This is a genomic window from Knoellia sp. B-D-2 (assembly GCF_057714695.1).
The window spans coordinates 3,364,972-3,382,650 of record NZ_CM173189.1 but is presented as its reverse complement, the minus strand read 5'-3'; the positions used below and the strand labels follow the sequence as shown (position 1 = coordinate 3,382,650).

13 protein-coding genes are annotated in these 17,679 nt (G+C 68.2%); 8 read left to right on the top strand and 5 right to left on the bottom strand.

The window, feature by feature from the left end; all coding sequences use genetic code 11:
• Positions 1-279: 279 nt before the first annotated feature.
• From AC3EU2_RS16000 to AC3EU2_RS15990, 3 genes are all read left to right on the top strand, one after another.
• Positions 280-546, top strand: a complete 267-nt coding sequence (locus tag AC3EU2_RS16000) for a hypothetical protein (protein WP_488177273.1) — start codon at positions 280-282, stop codon at positions 544-546.
• A 1,242-nt stretch (positions 547-1,788) separates the two neighbouring features.
• The gene (locus AC3EU2_RS15995; RefSeq protein ID WP_488177272.1) at positions 1,789-3,444 is read left to right on the top strand and encodes a ribonuclease H-like domain-containing protein; all 1,656 of its coding nucleotides are present in this window, start codon (positions 1,789-1,791) and stop codon (positions 3,442-3,444) included.
• 189 nt (positions 3,445-3,633) lie between these two features.
• Positions 3,634-6,852 (top strand): type ISP restriction/modification enzyme, encoded by a 3,219-nt coding sequence (locus AC3EU2_RS15990; RefSeq protein WP_488177271.1) that lies wholly within the window; start codon positions 3,634-3,636, stop codon positions 6,850-6,852.
• Between the two features lie 285 nt (positions 6,853-7,137).
• Here the strand turns inward: AC3EU2_RS15990 and AC3EU2_RS15985 are convergent, their stop codons facing one another.
• On the bottom strand, positions 7,138-7,830 hold the full coding sequence (locus AC3EU2_RS15985) for a hypothetical protein (protein WP_488177270.1): 693 nt from the start codon (positions 7,828-7,830) through the stop codon (positions 7,138-7,140).
• 379 nt (positions 7,831-8,209) lie between these two features.
• Here AC3EU2_RS15985 and AC3EU2_RS15980 point away from each other — a divergent pair, with 379 nt between their 5' ends.
• Both AC3EU2_RS15980 and AC3EU2_RS15975 read left to right on the top strand, forming a co-directional pair.
• Positions 8,210-9,016, top strand: coding sequence for an SDR family NAD(P)-dependent oxidoreductase (locus AC3EU2_RS15980; protein ID WP_488177269.1), 807 nt, complete (start codon positions 8,210-8,212; stop codon positions 9,014-9,016).
• A gap of 673 nt (positions 9,017-9,689) precedes the next feature.
• Entirely contained in the window at positions 9,690-10,013 is a 324-nt protein-coding gene (locus tag AC3EU2_RS15975; RefSeq protein WP_488177268.1) for a hypothetical protein, read from the top strand.
• Positions 10,014-10,698: 685 nt separating this feature from the next.
• On the opposite strand, the gene AC3EU2_RS15970 is transcribed toward AC3EU2_RS15975, so the two are convergent.
• The 3 genes from AC3EU2_RS15970 to AC3EU2_RS15960 all read right to left on the bottom strand — a co-directional run bounded on the left by AC3EU2_RS15970 (position 10,699) and on the right by AC3EU2_RS15960 (position 13,900).
• Positions 10,699-11,343, bottom strand: coding sequence for a response regulator (locus tag AC3EU2_RS15970; RefSeq protein ID WP_488177267.1), 645 nt, complete (start codon positions 11,341-11,343; stop codon positions 10,699-10,701).
• 137 nt (positions 11,344-11,480) lie between these two features.
• Positions 11,481-12,335, bottom strand: coding sequence for a bile acid:sodium symporter family protein (locus AC3EU2_RS15965; protein ID WP_488177266.1), 855 nt, complete (start codon positions 12,333-12,335; stop codon positions 11,481-11,483).
• 29 nt (positions 12,336-12,364) lie between these two features.
• Complete coding sequence (locus tag AC3EU2_RS15960) at positions 12,365-13,900, bottom strand: protein kinase domain-containing protein (RefSeq protein WP_488177265.1); 1,536 nt, start codon at positions 13,898-13,900, stop codon at positions 12,365-12,367.
• A gap of 55 nt (positions 13,901-13,955) precedes the next feature.
• Between AC3EU2_RS15960 and AC3EU2_RS15955 the strand changes: the two genes are divergently transcribed.
• From AC3EU2_RS15955 to AC3EU2_RS15945, 3 genes are all read left to right on the top strand, one after another.
• A complete protein-coding gene (locus AC3EU2_RS15955; protein WP_488177264.1) occupies positions 13,956-14,720 on the top strand; it encodes a HipA family kinase in 765 nt (254 codons plus the stop codon).
• Positions 14,717-15,097 carry a DUF3037 domain-containing protein gene (locus AC3EU2_RS15950; RefSeq protein ID WP_488177263.1) on the top strand — a complete coding sequence of 127 codons (381 nt, stop codon included), beginning with the start codon at positions 14,717-14,719 and terminating at the stop codon, positions 15,095-15,097. Before AC3EU2_RS15955 ends, AC3EU2_RS15950 begins: the two co-directional genes overlap by 4 nt.
• 257 nt (positions 15,098-15,354) lie before the next feature.
• Positions 15,355-16,746 carry a vanadium-dependent haloperoxidase gene (locus AC3EU2_RS15945; protein ID WP_488177262.1) on the top strand — a complete coding sequence of 464 codons (1,392 nt, stop codon included), beginning with the start codon at positions 15,355-15,357 and terminating at the stop codon, positions 16,744-16,746.
• A 99-nt stretch (positions 16,747-16,845) separates the two neighbouring features.
• Here the strand turns inward: AC3EU2_RS15945 and AC3EU2_RS15940 are convergent, their stop codons facing one another.
• Positions 16,846-17,670, bottom strand: a complete 825-nt coding sequence (locus tag AC3EU2_RS15940; protein WP_488177261.1) for a TrmH family RNA methyltransferase — start codon at positions 17,668-17,670, stop codon at positions 16,846-16,848.
• Positions 17,671-17,679 lie beyond the last annotated feature (9 nt).

The following is a 17,679-nucleotide window of genomic DNA, read 5'->3' as shown; positions in this document are numbered from 1 at the left end:
ATGGCGGACTAGAACGGAGCTGTGACGCCCGCGCTCCTCGCGCACGCGCGATGGACCCCCGACAAAAGTGACACGGGCGCAGGCGCAGTGTGCCCGGGATGCTGGGAGGTCAAGTCGTTGCTGAGCGACTTGGCCAGGCCTGGCGACCTGCGTCGAGTGCGAGGTCGTCTGGGACGGACTCTCATCGGTGGCGAACCTCGCGCGCGCGTGAAGTGGCGAAGTGACCACGAGGTCACCAAGCCGCGGCAGGCTGTCAGCCTCGGCTGGCAAGGTGGGTTCATGGGATGGATCGACGCGATCGACGCAGCGAACCAGATGCTGCCGCGCCGCTGGAAGCGGTGGGTGGCGCTGATCGGGATCTCGGCGTTCGTGGTCTTCCCGGTTGCTGGCAGCGACGCCCTGCAGTGGTACGGCCGGGAGAGGGCGGAGTGGCTCGTCGAGAAGTTCCTCCCCACCGTCACAGCCCCGCCTAGCCCAACGTCTTCGCCCTCTAGAAGTACCGCTCCAAGCGGGGTCGTTCACAAAGCGGGCGCGACTGCCCCATAGTGGCCTCAGCGATCCGGCATGCCCGGGTCGCTTCCGTATGCCCTCAGCGCATGGCTACTAGCCCGCCCCTCTCCCCGGGAAGACATCTCAACGCGGCATGACAGGACGTTGCGTTGCGCTATAAGCCGCAGGATTCTGAATTCTTGTCCAAGAGGTGATAGGGCCTTCCGCCCTTCCAGCTATCAGTGACCGGATAGTAATCCAAGGGCGAACTTCGGCGTCAGCGCATAGAGTTGCACGGTGGAACGTTCTATCCCCCTGGTCTGCATTATCGTCCTCACCAGCTTTGCGACTGCCTGCGCCGCAGCAGGCGGACAAGGCGCACGAGGGGCGACCCAGGATGCCCCACGAAACCTAGCTGGCGATCTGACCATCAATGGGTTGTGGTCAACCGACGCGACCTCTTGCGATGGGAGCGGCGTCTTGCTCGGGCCAGACATGCCAGACATCAGGTCGGGCGTCCAGGTCACTCTGCGGGACGAGAACAACACCGTGGTCGCCTTCGGGGCACTGGGAACCGGTGTGATCGTCCCTGATTCGACCAATAGCCGTTTTGGGAGTTGCCGGTTCACATTCACCCTCACGGATGTAAAGCCCGCGAAGATCTACAACGTCACTGTGGGTAACCGACCACCCACTCAGGTGCATCCTGAGGAGATCCTCGACGGAGTACATCTCTCGTACGGTGACCCGAAGTAACTGCCAACTGCCTCTTCGGGGCAGGCCTGACTGTGGATGTCCCCCGTCGGAGTGTTGCGGCCCGTTAAACGCAGGACATCCACCTCGACTCCAACGAACTAGCGACCAGCGAAGCTTCCCCCCGGGGGGACCTCTGGTTCAGGACAGTTGCGAGCGATGGTGCCAAGGTTAACGGTCAACTGCGCCACTGGGCCCGGACACCCCCCGGGTGCTCGCTGATGGGAGGCGGCTCTGTGCGGGATCATCGTGCGCGCGCGATGGGCCACCGCACAAACCGCCCAAACCCCACGTAGGCGCCCCGGGTGCTTGCAGCGAGGTCCCGCGAGTCACCCGTATAGGGGAACCGCGGGGAGTGCGCCTTGGGCGCAGTAATGCGACGGCCTTCGGGGTCAGTCCCCCACAGTAGGGTCGGCGGCACCCCTAACCTCGCACTGAGGAGACAAGATGACGGATGTTGGTGCACGTCGCATGCTTCTAGGCGGGTATGTCGCCAAGCACTGCCCCGTCCGCACGCACAATGACTGGGATCCGACAGTGCCGGTGATGGCCTGGGAGCCAGCCCCTGAGTTGCAGGCACGGCTCGACGCGGGCGTTGCCTTCGAAAGGGAGGTGTTCGATGCCCTGACGGTGCTCCACGGCCCCGACGCTCGGGAAGTCATGGGCTCGGACGAGCAAAGCCGAATCGCGGAGACCGTCGAAGCGATGCGTGATGGCGTGCTCATCATTCTTGGAGGCCAACTGCCTCACGACCAGGAGGGGCACCGGGTGGGTAAACCAGACATCCTCGTCCGGCGCGGCCGGAAGGGAAGGCCGTCATACCTGCCTGTCGACGTGAAACATCACGGCGTCGCCGCGCCCGCGAAGCGGGCATCCACGGAGGCGACGCTCTCAACACTGACCGAACCAGACCGCCGAGTGTCCGTCCCGTTCTGCTCGACGACGAACCATCGTCAGGAGGATTCGCTCCAGTTAGCGCATTACACCCGGATGCTTCAGGCGTGTGGCTTCCACCCCGGCGGCGACGAGCTGGTCGGAGGCATCGTCAGCACATCTCGGGTCGCGGTCAGCGGAAGTGACCCAGACCTCATCATCGTGTGGCATGGCCTGGACGTGCCCTACTTCAGGACATATTCGGCCAGCGAGGGCAAGAAGGATAGGACGGCACTGGAACGCTACGACCACGAGTTCGATTTCCGCGTCGAAGTGGCTCGTGTCGCAGCTCGACGTACCGGCGGGCTGGATGATCCCGCCCCACTCGTCATCCCCATTGGGCAGGAGGAGTGCTTCTCTTGCCCCTACGAGCAGTGGTGCGTGTCGCAGATATCTGAGGACAACCCCTCGTTCGCGCTGCAGGCTGGCCGGCTGACCGTTCGAGAGTGGCAGGCCCTCGCATCTCTGGGCGTGGCCACAACGAGCCAGCTCGCCGACATAGACCCGACCGACACTAACTTCTTGTCCGCCTACCTCCCGCTGGTCAGTCACCGCCGGACCGCAGACGCGTCCACCATGCTCGTGCGCGCCGTGCAACGCTCGCGCCTCATCCGCGACGGCGTATTACTGCAACCGAAATCTGACGAACTTGATCCCCTCCCGTCTGCCGACATCGAAGTGGATGTGGACATCGAGAACGATGCCGACAACCGCGTGTACATGTGGGGAGTCCGCGTGCGGGAAGGCCAAGACGAGAGCACAGCGGTCTACCTCAGCGACTTCACCAGTTGGGAGCAACTGACCGACGAGTCCGAGTGCCAACTTGCGGCCGCATACGCCTCGTGGCTGCGGGGACTCATCGCGGGCGCCGAGGCGGAAAGTAAGTCCGTCCGGGTCTTCCACTGGTCGCATCCGGAAACCTCCCAACTTCGCAGGCTCCTCGGCAGGGACGAGGTCGAGGACCTCATCTCCCGCTACTACGTTGACCTGCGTATCGAGCTCGAGGCACGGTTCAGTACCGTCGCCGGATCCGGCCTTAAGCTGATCGGTAAGGCGGTGGGCTACTCCTGGAGCGCTGGTGACGCCGGGGGTGCGGTGTCGCAGCACTACATCGATCTGGCCCGCCATGCTCCGAAACGCAGCGAACGTGAGCGAGCCCGCGCTTGGCTGACCGCTTACAACCAGGACGACGTGCGCGCGACCGCGGTCATCAGGGACAGGCTTCCGCTATTCGCGAAGGATCCGTCACCGAGCTCGCGAGCGTCATGAACCTCTGCAGCAAGCCAACGTGCGGCGAATGTCCACGGAACTCAGCCGGCTCGGCAGCTAACAACTGGCTGGACCGCCGCGTTGGTCCTTCGGCGGCAAGGGGGAGTGTGCCGGTGCCGCGTGGTTGGCCCCCCACCGAACATTCTGCGGCCGCGCCGTAGGGTGAGCCCGAAACATAGGAGGCCGAACATGGCGCGAGCCGCGCATCCGCTCGAGACGTTCGCGAAGGGCGTCAAGGCGGTCCTGGGAACTGGAATCGCAACGCCCGAACGATCGCACTACCCGGCCCTGTCTGCGCTACTCGCTGCGGCCGGCCGCGACTTCGACCCTCCGGTCATCCCGCTCTCAGAAGTGGCTGATCCCGCGTTGCGCGCAGCTGGGGGGTTCCCTGACTTTGGCCTCATTGAGAAGGCAAGCAACGTCCTTGTCGTGCCGGTCGAGGTGAAGGGTCCGTCGGCCAACTTGGATCGTCTGGTTCGGTCCCCCCAAGCGGTGAAGTACGCGCGCGAGTTCGGCGGGGGGCTTGTCGTCGTCACAAACCTCTGGCAATGGACCCTCGGCAGGCTTCAGTCGGACGGCACCATTGCGGAGGTGCCGACATATCGCGTCCAACTCGCCGACACCCGAGGCGACTTCGAGAATGGCAAGTTGGTGGCGGACGTTGCGGACGTGTGGGAGCGGCTTCGTTATCTTCTTACTGAGGCTTCCCGGGCCCGCGGCACCATCTCAGACCCGCGGAGGCTCGCGACACTGCTCGCGTACCACTCGAAGAGAATGCGGGACGAAGCGAACAGCGCCGGAGATCCCGACGCCGTCTTTGCGGCGCTGCGTCAGGCCCTGAAGGACGGTCTCCAGATTGACCTCCATGGCGAGCACACTGCCCCGACCGTTGTGCAGACGCTGGTCTATGGCACGTTCGCCGGATGGCTGGAAAGCGACGACCCGACCCGGTTCAACTGGATGGAGAGCGCCTACCGGTCCCACGTGCCGGTGTTCGCGGAGATCCTGCATGCCGCACTCCGTCCCTCGCTGCTCCGGAAGTGCAATCTTCTTCCTCATCTCGAGAACGTCGGTCGAGTCCTGCGATGGACCGACCGCCACGCGTTCGAGACTGCGTTTGACGGCGACGCTATCCAGTACTTCTACGAGCCGTTCTTGGCCGCATTCGATCCGGTCTTGAGAGACGACCTGGGCATCTGGTACACGCCCAAGGAGATCGCTGCGTACCAAGTCGCTCGGGTCCACCATCACCTGGTTCACGACCTCGGCATCCCGGACGGGCTGGGCGATGAGCGTGTCTACCTGCTCGATCCCGCCGTGGGAACCGGCACCTACCTGATGGCGGCGTGCGACTTCCTGTACGCGCACCATGTCGGCAATGGCGAACCGGAAACCGTCGCAGCCTCACGTGCCCTCGACGCGCTGGCAACCCGGTTCGTCGGCTTCGAGATTCTCCCTGCAGCGTTCATCATCTGTCACCTTCATCTAGCTCGGCACCTCGAGCAACTCGGCGCGAATACGCAGGACACGCGCTTGCGGATCTACCTGACAAATTCGCTCACTGGGTGGGACCCTTCCGCGGCTACGCCCGGCCTGACGCTCTTTCCCGAACTCGAAGAGGAGCTGCACGACGCAGCCGTTGCAAAGCACAGGGATCCGGTCATCGCGGTCGTGGGGAACCCGCCGTACCACGGATACTCATCCGCGGAGACCGATGAGGAGCGCCGCATGGTCGCGGACTGGACCGCCGCGACAACACGGGATTGGGGTCTGCGGAAGCACCGCATGAATGACCTATACGTGAGGTTCTGGCGTGTCGCGATTCACCGGATTGTGAACCTGACCGGCAAGGGCGTCATCTCGTTCATCACAAACCGAAAGTGGCTCGGCGGCCGGTCGTACCCAGCAATGCGGCAGACGCTCGTCCAGGAGTTCGACGAGATCTGGGTCGACGACCTACACGGCAGCGCCAACGACCGCACCGTGTTCGGGGACCAGTCGATCTTCACGACCGGAATCGCCGCCGGTATTCAGGTTGGTACCGGGATTGTGACTGCGGTTCGTCGGCCCAGCCACCAGGGCCCCGCTTCCGTCCTGTTGGCGTCGCGGCGTGGGTCAGCGGACGCAAAGCGGAGCGAACTGACCGCAGCGGCGGCGGGGAATCTCAGCTCAGGGTACTCACCCGTCACCGCGACGAAGGCGAGCCGATTTCGGTTTGTCGCAGACTCGACCGATGACTACCCGACCCTCGACGAATACCTCCCCTGGTACGAGTCGGGGGTCCAGCCACTGCGCGACGAGGCCGTCCTTGCTGCGGAGAAGGCCACTCTCGAGACGCGCATGAAGGACTACTACAACCAGTCCCTCGCCTGGACCTCCATAGAAGCCGCGCACCCCGGGTTCGCCGCGTCAAAGTCAGGCTACGACGGGCCCAAGGTCCGGTCCAGACTGCACGCCGCGCACGCCGCATACGAGCACGCCCGGATCGTCCCGTTCATGTTCAAACCCTTTGACGACCGGTGGCTCTACTGGGAGACGCGCGACAAGTTGCTGCACCGGGCACGAAAGGAACTGCTGCCGTACTGGCGGAACGTGCCCAGTCAGGTCAGCTTGGCCGCGCCTCAGACGGCGCGCCGTGCAGGCGGAATCCGCCCAATCCCTTCAAGAGGGGTCGCCGCGTTCCATTCGCTGGATCCAGACGCACGTGTGTTCCCCCTGTACGCACCGGACGCGACTGCCACCACCGGAGCCGATAACACCGAGAAACTGTTCGAGGCGGGTGCAACGACCGCGCCGACCTTGGTCGCGCCCGAATGGGTGGAGGCGGCTAAAGCAGTGTTGGGCTGCGCGGACAAGGAAGCGGGCGAGACCGTCTTCTACGCGATCGTTGCGGTCACTCATTCGCCCCTGTGGCTGGCCACGCAACCACTGGAATCTGATGAGTTCGCGGCCGTGCCGGTTCCGGGTGAGGCGGCTGAGTTGACGCAGGCCGCGCTCCTTGGACGCCGCATCGTCGATCTCTTCGATACGCATACTCCGGTCATGGGAGTCACTGCGGGCAAGATCGAGGCATCCCTCCGCGACATCGCACTGCCAGACCCTTCGAATGGCACTGTGCCCCTCGACGGACGGTTCGGTTTCTCTGCGGGTTCGCGCCTCGGCGACCGGGTCGAGTGGTCCGACGGCGCGGGGTGGTCGAATGTTCCGGAGGATGTGTGGGAGTACGCCATCGGCGGATTCCCCGTGCTACGGAAGTGGCTGTCATACCGAGTCACCGATGGGTTGACGGCTGCGGACAGGGAGCTCTTTCGCCTCACGTGTCGCCGCATCGCCGCGCTGCTCGCGCTTGCCGGTGACGCCGATAGGGCGTATGAAGCGGCAGTCTCCCTCCCGCTGCTCACCAAGTGAGCGCCCGGCACCCTCATCGGCTCTCCCTCCCTCGTCTTCCTAGTGTCACGGCGGCAGCTATCGCCCTGCTGGTCCCCCGGGCTTTAACGGACGCCGGTCGGCGCGACCGCGCCACGGCTAACCGGCGCGAACGAGCCCGGCCCCCTGATACCGCCCGTGATACCGCCGCTAACGTATCGAAGTGTCTCTGGATGCTCCGAACGTGGCACCGGGACCTCAGAACTGTGCCTGACGAGCACAAACAGGTAGCCCGACGTACGTGGAGGGGCCTTCGCCCACGGGAGTTCAAGTCCCCCCTCGGACACCAGTCACGCTCCACGTCTTGTGCAGGTCACAGGCGTGGAGCGTTTCTTGTTTGGGCTGGTCGATGTGTCGCGTCAGTCGGCGCTGGGCGAACTGGGTGGGGGCGCGGGTCCCGGGGACGTCGATGAAGTCGGTCCCACGCCGGGCTCCTCCTCGATGGGGTGCTCGACCGTCTCCCCGGGCACCGCCCCACACAGCCGGTCCACCCACTGAGCGAAACTCGGGACTGGGGGGCGGCAGGGTGCCCACCGGGCTCGTCGCGCCCACCCGCCGCAGGCCCGGAAGGAGGGCAAGGCCACGGTGGCCGTCATAGTCCGCGCGATCCTCGGCGTGTACCACTCTCACGGTGAGTCGGTCGGTGAACAAGGTGAGCTCGCCCATGATCAGGCCAGCCGGGACTCCGAGCTGAGGCTCGAGCCGCTGGCAGGACACTCCCGACACCTCGGGGTGCCACTCCGTCGTGTCGACCGACAACGGGTCCATGCAGCCTCCCTCCTCGCTCGGGCCGGGTCGGCAGGTGCCGTAGGCGGCAAAGAACTGGAAGTCCGGTCCGTTCTGGGTCACCCGCTCCATGTGCGTGAGCGGGAGACCAGCTGCTCCCGGGCCGAAGTAGTAGGCGGCGCGGCCCTCCTCGTCGAGTTCCGCCTCCAGTGCCGCGACCGCGTCAGTGCTCACGTCATTCCCGGACGAGGCCGGGTTGCTGGCGCCGCACCCCGCCACCGTTGCCGCGGTGAGACAGACGGCCCCCAAGAGCGGGGCGGAAGTGATCAGGGGAGAGCGCGGCTCCGCAGTGCTCGTGGCGTTGATGGGCCAGATGTTCACGACGACCTCGGAACGCTATGAGATCAGTCTGCGCCGACGTCCGAGACAACAGCAATGGTCTGAACGATGACGGGCGGCCGAGCCGATCCCTCGGCTCATCGTCTCTGGCGACGCTGAGGGCCTAGGTTGGCAACGAGCGATCGGAACCTGGGCCGCGGAGGTGGCTGGCATGCGGTACGTCGACAGGCTGCAAGCCGTGCGGAGGCCCCCGAGTGGTGACGGTTCGGTTCTGGTGACTGGTGCCTCGAGTGGCATCGGCGAGGCCACGGTGAGCGCGCTGATCGGGTGTGGTTTCCACGTGTGGGCCACCGTCCGCCGTGACGTCGACGAGCAGCGGTTGCTCGCCACCCACGGCGATCGGGTCACGGTGCGCCATTGCGACATCACCGACCCGGACCAGGTCACCGCGCTCGGGACCGAGGTGGTGGCACGTGGGCTCGTCGGTCTGGTCAGCAACGCCGGAATCGCGGTCCCCGCACCGCTCGAGTACCTGCCTCTGGATCACTTCCGCCACCAGCTCGAGGTGAACCTGGTCGGCCAGCTGGCGGTCGTCCAGGCGGCGCTGCCCGCCCTGAGGAGGACGCGGGGACGCGTCGTCGTGGTCGGGTCCATCGGTGACCGCATCGCGGCGCCGATGCTCGGCGCCTACAACGCGTCGAAGTTCGGCCTGCTCGGACTGACCGACAGCCTGCGGGCCGAACTCGCACCGACCGGGATCCGGGTCGTGCTGATCGAGCCCGGGGTGATCTCCACCCGGATCTGGAACTCGGGTCGCGTCCGGGGTGAGGACCTCCTCGCCGCTGCGCCGCCGGAGGCAGCCGGGCTCTACCGGTCCCAGATCGACCGCATCCGTGCCGACGCCCACCGGGCCGAGGACCGCGGGCTGCCAGCCTCGGCAGCCGCCAGCGTGATCACCAGAGCCATGACCGCCGGGAACCCTCGACCGCGTTACCTCGTCGGACGCGATGCCCGGATCGCTGCACTCATCGTGCGGCTACCCGACCGCCTCCGCTACCGGCTCACCGCCGCGAGCGACTGAGCGCGACGCCCCCGGCCGGGGACAGGCCTCCGACGTCCCAAGGACCTGACGCCGCACCACGAGTCGCCGCCGACCCGAGTGGTCGGCACGCGACGGTGTCACGCTGCAGGACGTGCAGCATAAACACCGGCGGGCCTGGGTGAGGTTCGGAGGCGGCGGGTCTCGTGGGCCACATGGCGACCTCGACGCGGTGGTGGCGCTGAGCTTTCGCATGCGGCTGGCCAGGTGGGCCTTGATCGAAGAAACGGATGACTCGCCTGAAGGATTGTTCGTCGGCGGGGTGAGGAAGATGATGATCGGACATCGTGACTTTGGAGGTGCGCCATGCGAAGCGTGCTCTGCCGGGTGGGTGTCCATCACTGGAAGCATCACGTCAACCGGGAGAAGAGTGGTCCGGGAGGCGGGTACGACTTGTGCACCCGCTGCGGCCGAGAGAAGAAGTCGTACGAGGAAGGCGGCAACCCCGCCTTCAAGGGACCCCTCATCGGCTGAGCGCCTCAATCGCCACCGTCGCCGGCAGTCGATGTGAGGTTGGCTCACCGTCGAACAGGTACCTGATACCTGCCGGTCGGCACTTCGCGTGGCGACGCCCGTGGACCCGGGAGCCACGCCTCACAGCGGCATTGACAGCCGTCCCGTCGTTGCCGTCACAATCGAAGGATTCAGATGGAGGATGGCAATGTACGGATACACGCTGCACTTCCCTGCGCCGATCCACGCATACCTCGCCATGCACAAGGCGGTTCTTGAGGTAGTTGCTGAGGAAGGTGACGCCGACGGACTGCTCCTGCACTTTGCCTACCCGACCGACCAAGGGTTTGACCTGACCGAAGTGTGGGAGTCCAAGGCGCACCTGGACACCTTCAACCGTGACGTGCTCCCGAAGGCCATGGCACTGGCCGGACTGCCCACAGACATGCCCCTACCGCCATCGGACGAGTTCACCCCGGCCGCTGTGATGACGCCACGCGCGTTCAGCTCTGATGCCGTGGGGTGACCAAACGTCCGAACCTGCCGCGACACGCGCTCGGCAGGCGGCGGTGTGTCTCAGGTGGTGAACGGGCGTGTCGCGGCAGGTCGGAACCCTGACTACAGGCGATCCAAGGCGTTGAGGTAGCGACAGGAGAAGACGTACGAGCGGCCTACCGGCGGGCCGCTGGTCGAACGTTCTCGAGGGGCACACTGTGCTCGCCACCTCGCGGCCACAGCGCATGAACCCATTCGTCACCCACTCGGGTCACTCGACCGACATCGCCCGGCTGGATGATCAGGTCGAAGACTGGCTCCGCGATGTACTCGACAAGGTCTCCCACTTCGTACCGCACGTGTCGATCGTGGCACGCCTGGAGGGACAGGGCCGTGAGAGCTCAGGCCCCCTCGGACACCGACGGACGTCCCGAACCTCTGGACCCAGAGGTTCGGGGCGCTTCTCGGTCACTGGCGGGGACCCGGTCACTCACGAACCCGGACGCGGCCCGTCTGGGACGGGGTCCTCTGCCTCACCAATTCCAGCCTTTGCTCATCTCGGGCACCTCCCGGAGTCGTCGCGGCCACTGGTGCGAACGTACGACGGCGATCGGTGCCGACGGTGGGTCAGCGGTGATGATCTTGCCGTGGCCACATCCGCCCAGGAGCGTCCCCGAGAGTGACCAGCACGGGTTCACGACCCCCGGCCACGGATGTCAGGTCGACGGAATGAGGTTCTGCCGGACGGCGTGCATGGCCGCCTCGGTCCGGGACGTCACCTGGAGCTTGCCCATGATGTTGCGGACGTGGTTCTTGATCGTGTTCTCGCTGACCGCGAGGTTCACGGCGATCTCGCGGTTGGACTGGCCATGGCTGATGAGGGTCAGCACCTCGATCTCGCGCTCGGTGAGGGCCCGCATGCGCTCGTGCTCGACGTCGTTGGGCGTCCGTCCCGCCAGTCGGGAGAACTCGGCCACGAGGTGGCGGGCCATGGGTGGGGGAACCATGACCTCGCCCCCGTGAGCGAGGCGGACCGACTCGACGATCTGCTCGGCCGGGAGCGACTTGAGCAGGTAGCCGCTGGCCCCCACGAGCAGCGCCTTGAACAGGTCGGTCTCGTCCTCGGAGGCGGTGAGGATGAGGACCCTCGTGCGGGGTGCCTGCATCTTGATCGCCGTGGACGCGTCGATGCCGCTCTGGCCGCCCAGGCGGACCTCGAGGAGGACGACGTCGGGCTCGTGCGTGAGGACGGCCCGCACGGCGTCGGCTGCCGTGGACGCCTCGGCGACGATCTCGAGGTCGGGCTCGGTGCCGATCATGGCCTCCAGGCCACGACGGTAGAGCTCATGGTCATCGGCCATGACGATGCGGATGGTGTCGCGCGCCCCCCGTGACGACAGGACCCGCCCACGGGACTCTGGTGTCTGCGGACTCACTGGTTCATATTCACACGGATGTCAGACACCATTGTGCAGTTTCGACGGTTTGATGCCGCAGGTCACCTGCTCCGGCCACCGACGACGAGCCCGAACACGGCGGCGATGGGGAACATGATGACACCGTAGACCGCCGGGGGGATCGACATCGGGGTGCTCTCGAGGACGGTGATCGCCATGGCGATGGCCAGGGTGCTGTTGTGGATCCCGATCTCGAAACCGCTCGCGATCGCCTGCGACGGCGCGAGCCCGAGCAGGCGCGGCACGGCATACCCGATGGTGAGCGACAGCACGCAGAACAGCGCCGCGATGAGGCCGACGTCGGCGAGGTACCCCGCGATGTTGTCCTTCTCCCCGAGCATGGCTCCCACCACGACGAGCAGCAGCAGCAGGGCGGAGGCGATCCGCACCGGACGGTCCATGCGGGCTGCGAAGTCGGGCGACCTGCGGCGGACGACCATGCCGACGAGGACCGGCACGAGCACGATCGCGAAGACCTGGAGCATCTTGTCGAACTGGAGGCCGACGCGGTCCCCCTCGTCGAGGAAGCGCGAGATCGCGAGGTTGGCGATGAGCGGCAGGGTGAGGATCGCGAGGACGGAGTTCAGCGCGGTGAGCGTGATGTTGAGGGCGACGTCGCCGCGGAAGAGGTGGCTGAAGAGGTTGGCCGTGGTCCCGCCCGGCGATGCCGCGAGCACCATGAACCCCACGGCGAGCAGGGGGTCGAGGTCCCACGCGCTCACGAGCGCGAAGGCGATCAGGGGCAGCACGAGGACCTGGCAGGCCAGCGCGACCGTGACGGCGCGCGGGTGGCGTGCCACGCGGCGGAAGTCGTCCGGGGTGAGGTCCAGGCCGAGCCCGAACATGATGACGGCCAGGGCGACGGGCAGGCCGACGGTGAGCAGCGTGGAGTCCATGCGCGGAGGTTACCGCCGGGTCACCTCGGTCAGGGCTGGTAGGCGTCGGCCGCCCGCCTGAGGGTGTCGAGCGGTCCGGCGAGGGCGGCCGCCCCGGGCTGGGTCAGCTGGTCCTGCCCGGCGGCCTGCGTCAGCTCAGCCTCGATGTCGCCCACCAGGGACCGCACGGCGGCCGCGTCCTCGGACCGCACGGCCTGGTCGACGTCGCGCAGCTTGCCCGCGATCGTCTGGGCGACGTCGGGGTCGATGTCCTCGGACTGCCGGGCGTCGCGCACCACCGTCTGCATGGCCGCGGTCGCGTCGGTCACCGCTCCGGCCGTGTCGACCGGCGTGGCGCTCGGGCGGGGCGAGCTGGTCGTCGGGGTCGCCGTCGGGGTCGCCGTCGGGGACTCGGTGACGGTGACGGTCGGGGTCGGCGACGGCGTCTCCGTGGTGGGCGTGGGGGTGGGTGAGTCCGAGGTCTGGACGACGCTCGGGGTCGGGGTGGGCGACGGGTTCTCGTCCGGCGCGTCGGCACGGCCCTGGAGGACGTACCAGACGGCGGCGGCGGCCAGGGCCGCCGCGAGCAAGAGGAGCCACAGCCAGGCCCTCGAGCGCTGCTGCTCGGGTTCGATCTCGCGCGGTGGCTCGTCCCACCGGTCGTGGACCGGGGCCGGGGGTGGGCCCGGGAGCGGGGCGACGGCCGTGGGCGGCGCCCCGGCCGCGACGGGCAGGACCTCGGTGAGCGCTGGGGCACGGTGCTGGCGCAGGTGCTCGGCCACCTCACGCCCGGACTGGGGCCGGTGGGCGGGATCCTTGGCGAGCAGTGCGGCGACGAGGTCGGCGAGGTCGGCGGGGGTCTCAGGGCGCAGGTCGCGCACGTCCGGCGCGGGGTCGTGGGCGTGCTTCATGAGGATCGCGACGGGGGTCGGCGACGTGAACGGCGGCGAGCCGGTGAGCAGGGTGGTGAGCACGCAGCCGAGGGCGTAGAGGTCGGCCCGGGCGTCGACGCGCTCCCCTGTCGCCTGCTCGGGGGCGAGGTACTCCGCGGTGCCGACAATGGTGTCGGTCATCGTCAACGCGTGGTGGCCGAGCGCCTCGTCGACGAGCTGGGTGATGCCGAAGTCCAGCACCTTGACCGTGCCGTCCGCGGCGTACGCGATGTTGCCCGGCTTGATGTCGCGGTGGATGATCCCCGCATCGTGGGCCGCCTGCAGGGCGTCCGCGACCTCGTGGCCGATGGTCCGCACGTCTTCGACAGGCAGCGGACCCTCGTCCCGGACCTGCTCGGCGAGGGTCGGACCGGGAAGGAGCTCCATGACGAGGTAGGCGGTCTGGTTCTCGACGCCCGTGTCGTAGACCGTGACGATGTGAGGGTGGTTGAGCGCCGCCGTCGCCCTCGCCTCGCGGCGGAAGCGCTCCCCCGCGTTGTCGCTCTCGGGACCGGTGAGGTCGAGCGTCTTGACGGCGACCTCACGTCCGAGCATCTCGTCGTCGGCCCGCCACACGACGGCCATGCCGCCACGCCCCAAGGGCGCACCGAGTCGATAGCGGCCGCCGAGCAGCCGCCCCTGAGTCTGGCTCATACCTCTCCTCGCGTGGGCGCTCCGTCGACCCTAGTCCCTCCCGTAGCCTGTGGACGTGCTGCCCCACATCACCGCGACGCGGTTCGTGACGCCCCTGCGAGAGGGCGGCTCACTGCCCGGGCTCGTCGAGGCCTCCGACGACGGCACCTACGTCGTGAAGTTCCGTGGGGCCGGCCAGGGCCTCAAGGTCCTCGTCGCCGAGGTCGTCGTCGGCGAGCTCGCACGCCGCCTGGGCATCCGCATCCCGCAGATGGCGGTCATCGACATGCCCGCGGCCATCGCCCGCTACGAGGCGGACGAGGAGGTCCAGGACCTGCTCAACGCCAGCCCGGGCGCCAACCTCGCCGTGGACTTCCTGCCCGGCTCGTTCGGCTACGACGGCTCGCGGCCGCCCACGGGAGACGAGGCCGCCGACATCGTCTGGCTCGACGCCTTCACGGCCAACGTCGACCGCACCTGGTCCAACCCCAACCTCCTGCTCTGGCACCGGGAGGTGTGGGTCATCGACCACGGCGCCGCCATCTGGTTCCACCACTCGTGGCCGAGCCGCGGCCCGGACGCGAGCCGGTTCGCCGTCCAGCCGTTCGACGCCTCCGAGCACGTCCTCGGCGACGTCGTCGGCGACCTGTCCGCCGCGCACCGACGTGCTGCGGCCGTGATGACGACGGAGGTCATCACCTCGGTCGTCGACCTCGTCCCGGACGAGTGGCTCGAGCCCGCACCGGGCCTGGACGGACCGTCGGAGGTGCGTGCCGCCTACGTCGAGCACCTCACCCGCCGGCTCGAGAGCGCCGACGCCTGGTGGGAGGGGGCTCGATGAACGCCCACCCGTACCAGTACGTCGTGCTCCGGTGCGTCCCGCGCGTCGACCGTGGCGAGTGCGTCAACGTCGGCGTCGTGCTGTTCTCGCAGTCCGCCGGCTTCCTCGGCGCGGCCTGCCAAGTCGACGGGACGCGGCTGCGAGCGCTGGCGCCGGACCTCGACCTCGACGCCGTGTCGGCCTCGCTGGCGGTCGTCGACGACGTCTGCGCCGGCACCGACGGCGCCGGTCGTCCCCGCCTGTCGACACCGGGCAAGCGCTTCGGCTGGTTGAGTGCACCGCGGAGCACGGTCATCCAGCCCTCCGGCGTCCACGGTGGGACGGCCGAGGACCCCGCGGCCGAGCTCCAGGCGCTGCTCGACCGGCTCGTCCGCTGACCCGAGCTGACCCGACCCCTCAGGTGTCGGTGATGGAGACGTCGGTGAACCGCCAAGTGGCCCTGGAGCCCCCGGGGCGTTCCCGGGGCATCTCCGGCTGCCGCAGGGGTGGGACGGCACAGCCGCGCCAACTCCCGACGCCCCCTCCACGAACCGCCCGGCCAGGGGGTTGACCCCTTCCACGCGCCGGTCCTACCGTCGAAAGGTTGCCGAACGGCGTTCCCTTCCCGTGGATCCACCTGAGGAGGAGGTCCGTCATGGACCACGCACCACGCACCATCCGACGGCTCGCCGTTGTCGCCGCCGTCACCACGCTCATCTCAGCGCCGGCACTCACGGCCAGCGCCCACGACGGTTCCGGCCACGGCGCCGGACCCGGCTCGTCGGTCAGCGGAGCGGCCGTCATCGAGTGGAACGCGCGAGCCGCCGAGGCGGCTCTCGCATGCGGGCTCGCACCCGCGAACAACCCCCTTCACGAGTCACGCATGTACGCCATGATGCACCTCGCGATTCACGACAGCCTCAACGCGATCAAGGGTCGCGCGCAGCCGTACGCCTATCGAGCCCGAGAGAAGGGCGCTGCACCGCTGGCCGCGATCGCCGCTGCGGCCCGCGGCTCGCTCGTCGCCGCGGTGAGCACCCTGCCGCAGCCCTTCTCGGCCTGTATCGACAGCGAGGTGCCCGCCATCGAGGCCTCCTACGAGGCGGCCCTCGCGGACGTCCCGGACGGTGTCGCGAAGGACCGCGGGGTCGCCCTCGGGACTGCCGCGGCCCAGGCGATGGTGGCGCTGAGGACCGGTGACGGCTCCGACACGCCGCTGTTCGACACCGCCTACCCGCAAGGGACCGAGCCCGGTGAGTACCGGTTCACCTCCGCGGCACTCCTCTTCGCCTTCGCCCCCGGGTGGGGCGACGTGACACCGTTCGCCCTGAGGTCGGCACGGCAGTTCCGCAGCGACGAGCCCTACCCGATCGAGTCGCGTGCCTACACGCGCGACTTCAACGAGGTGAAGGCCCTCGGCGGTGACGGGACGACGACACCCAGCGCCCGAACCGACGACCAGACCGAGGTGGCCCGCTTCTGGCTCGAGAGCTCGCCGTTGCTCTGGAACCGGCTGGCGCGCTCCCTGGCCGAACAGCGTCACCTGGATGCCTGGCAGGCGGCCCGTCTCTTCGGCCTGCTCGACATCGCCCTGACCGACGGGTACATCGGCACCTTCGACCAGAAGTACGACCAGAACTTCTGGCGGCCCGTCACCGCGATCCGCGAAGCCGGGTCGGACGGCAACCCGAGGACCTCTCCCGATCCGACGTGGACCCCGCTCGAGACGACGCCACCGATCCCGGACCACGACTCCGGCCACTCGGTCGAGGGTGGTGCGGCGGCTGCGGTCCTGCGTGGCTTCTTCGGCTCCGACCGGGCGAACTTCGCGCTGTGCAGCCACACGTTGCCGCCTGGCCAGACGTGCACCGACCCGTCGCCGGTCCTGCGGTCGTTCCACCGCTTCTCGCAGGCGGCAGCGGAGAACGCCGAGTCGCGTGTCCTGGTCGGCTTCCACTTCCGCCACGCGGCGACCTCGGGCACCACGCACGGCCTCAGGATCGGCCGATACGTGGTACGAAACTATCTGGAACCGACGCACCACTGAGACCCGTCCGGCAACGGCGAGGGCCCTCCCCGACCCCCCGGGCGAGGGCCCTCGGCCGTCCGCCGCCGCCCGGTCGTCACGCGGCGGGGCCCTCCTGCGTCACGCCGGTGGCGGTGGATCGACGCGGAGGGCCCACGCGGCGACCGCTCCGGCCGCGGCGACGTTGAGCGAGTCGACTCCCCCGGCCATCGGGATGGTGACGACCACGTCCGCACCCTCGACGGTGCGCCGCCCGAGACCGTCGCCCTCCGTGCCGAGCACGAGCGCGAGCCGCTCCGGCGGGTCGGCGGCCAGGGCGTCGAGCCCCACCGCGTCGTCGGAGAGCGCCAGCGCGGCCACGATGAACCCGCTCTCGCGGAGCAGGTCCATGCCCGCGGGCCACGGGTCGATGCGCGTCCACGGCACCTGGAAGACCGTTCCCATGGAGACGCGGATCGCCCTGCGGTACAACGGGTCTGCACACCGAGGGGTGACGAGCACGGCGTCCACGCCGAGCGCGGCGGCGCTGCGGAAGACGGCACCGACGTTGGTGTGGTCGACGACGTCCTCGATGACGAGGACGCGGCGCGCGTCGGCGACGACCTCGGCCACGGAGCGCTGGGCCGGCCGCTGCATCGACGCCAGCGCGCCGCGGTGCAGGTGGAAGCCCGTGAAGCTCTCGATGACGTCGTGGTCGGCGACGAGGACCGGGGTGCCGTCCCGCTCGGCGTCCGCGACGAGGTCACCGAGGTCGGTGAGCCACCGCTCGGCCATGAGGTAGGACCGCGGCCGGTGGCCCGCCGCGAGGGCTCGCCGGATGACCTTCTCGGACTCGGCGATGTAGAGCCCCCGCTCGGGCTCGGTCCGACGCCGGAGCGCGACGTCGGTCAGCCCCACGTAGTCGTGGACGCGGGGATCGCTGGGGTCGGTGATGCGGGTCGGCACGTGGGAGAG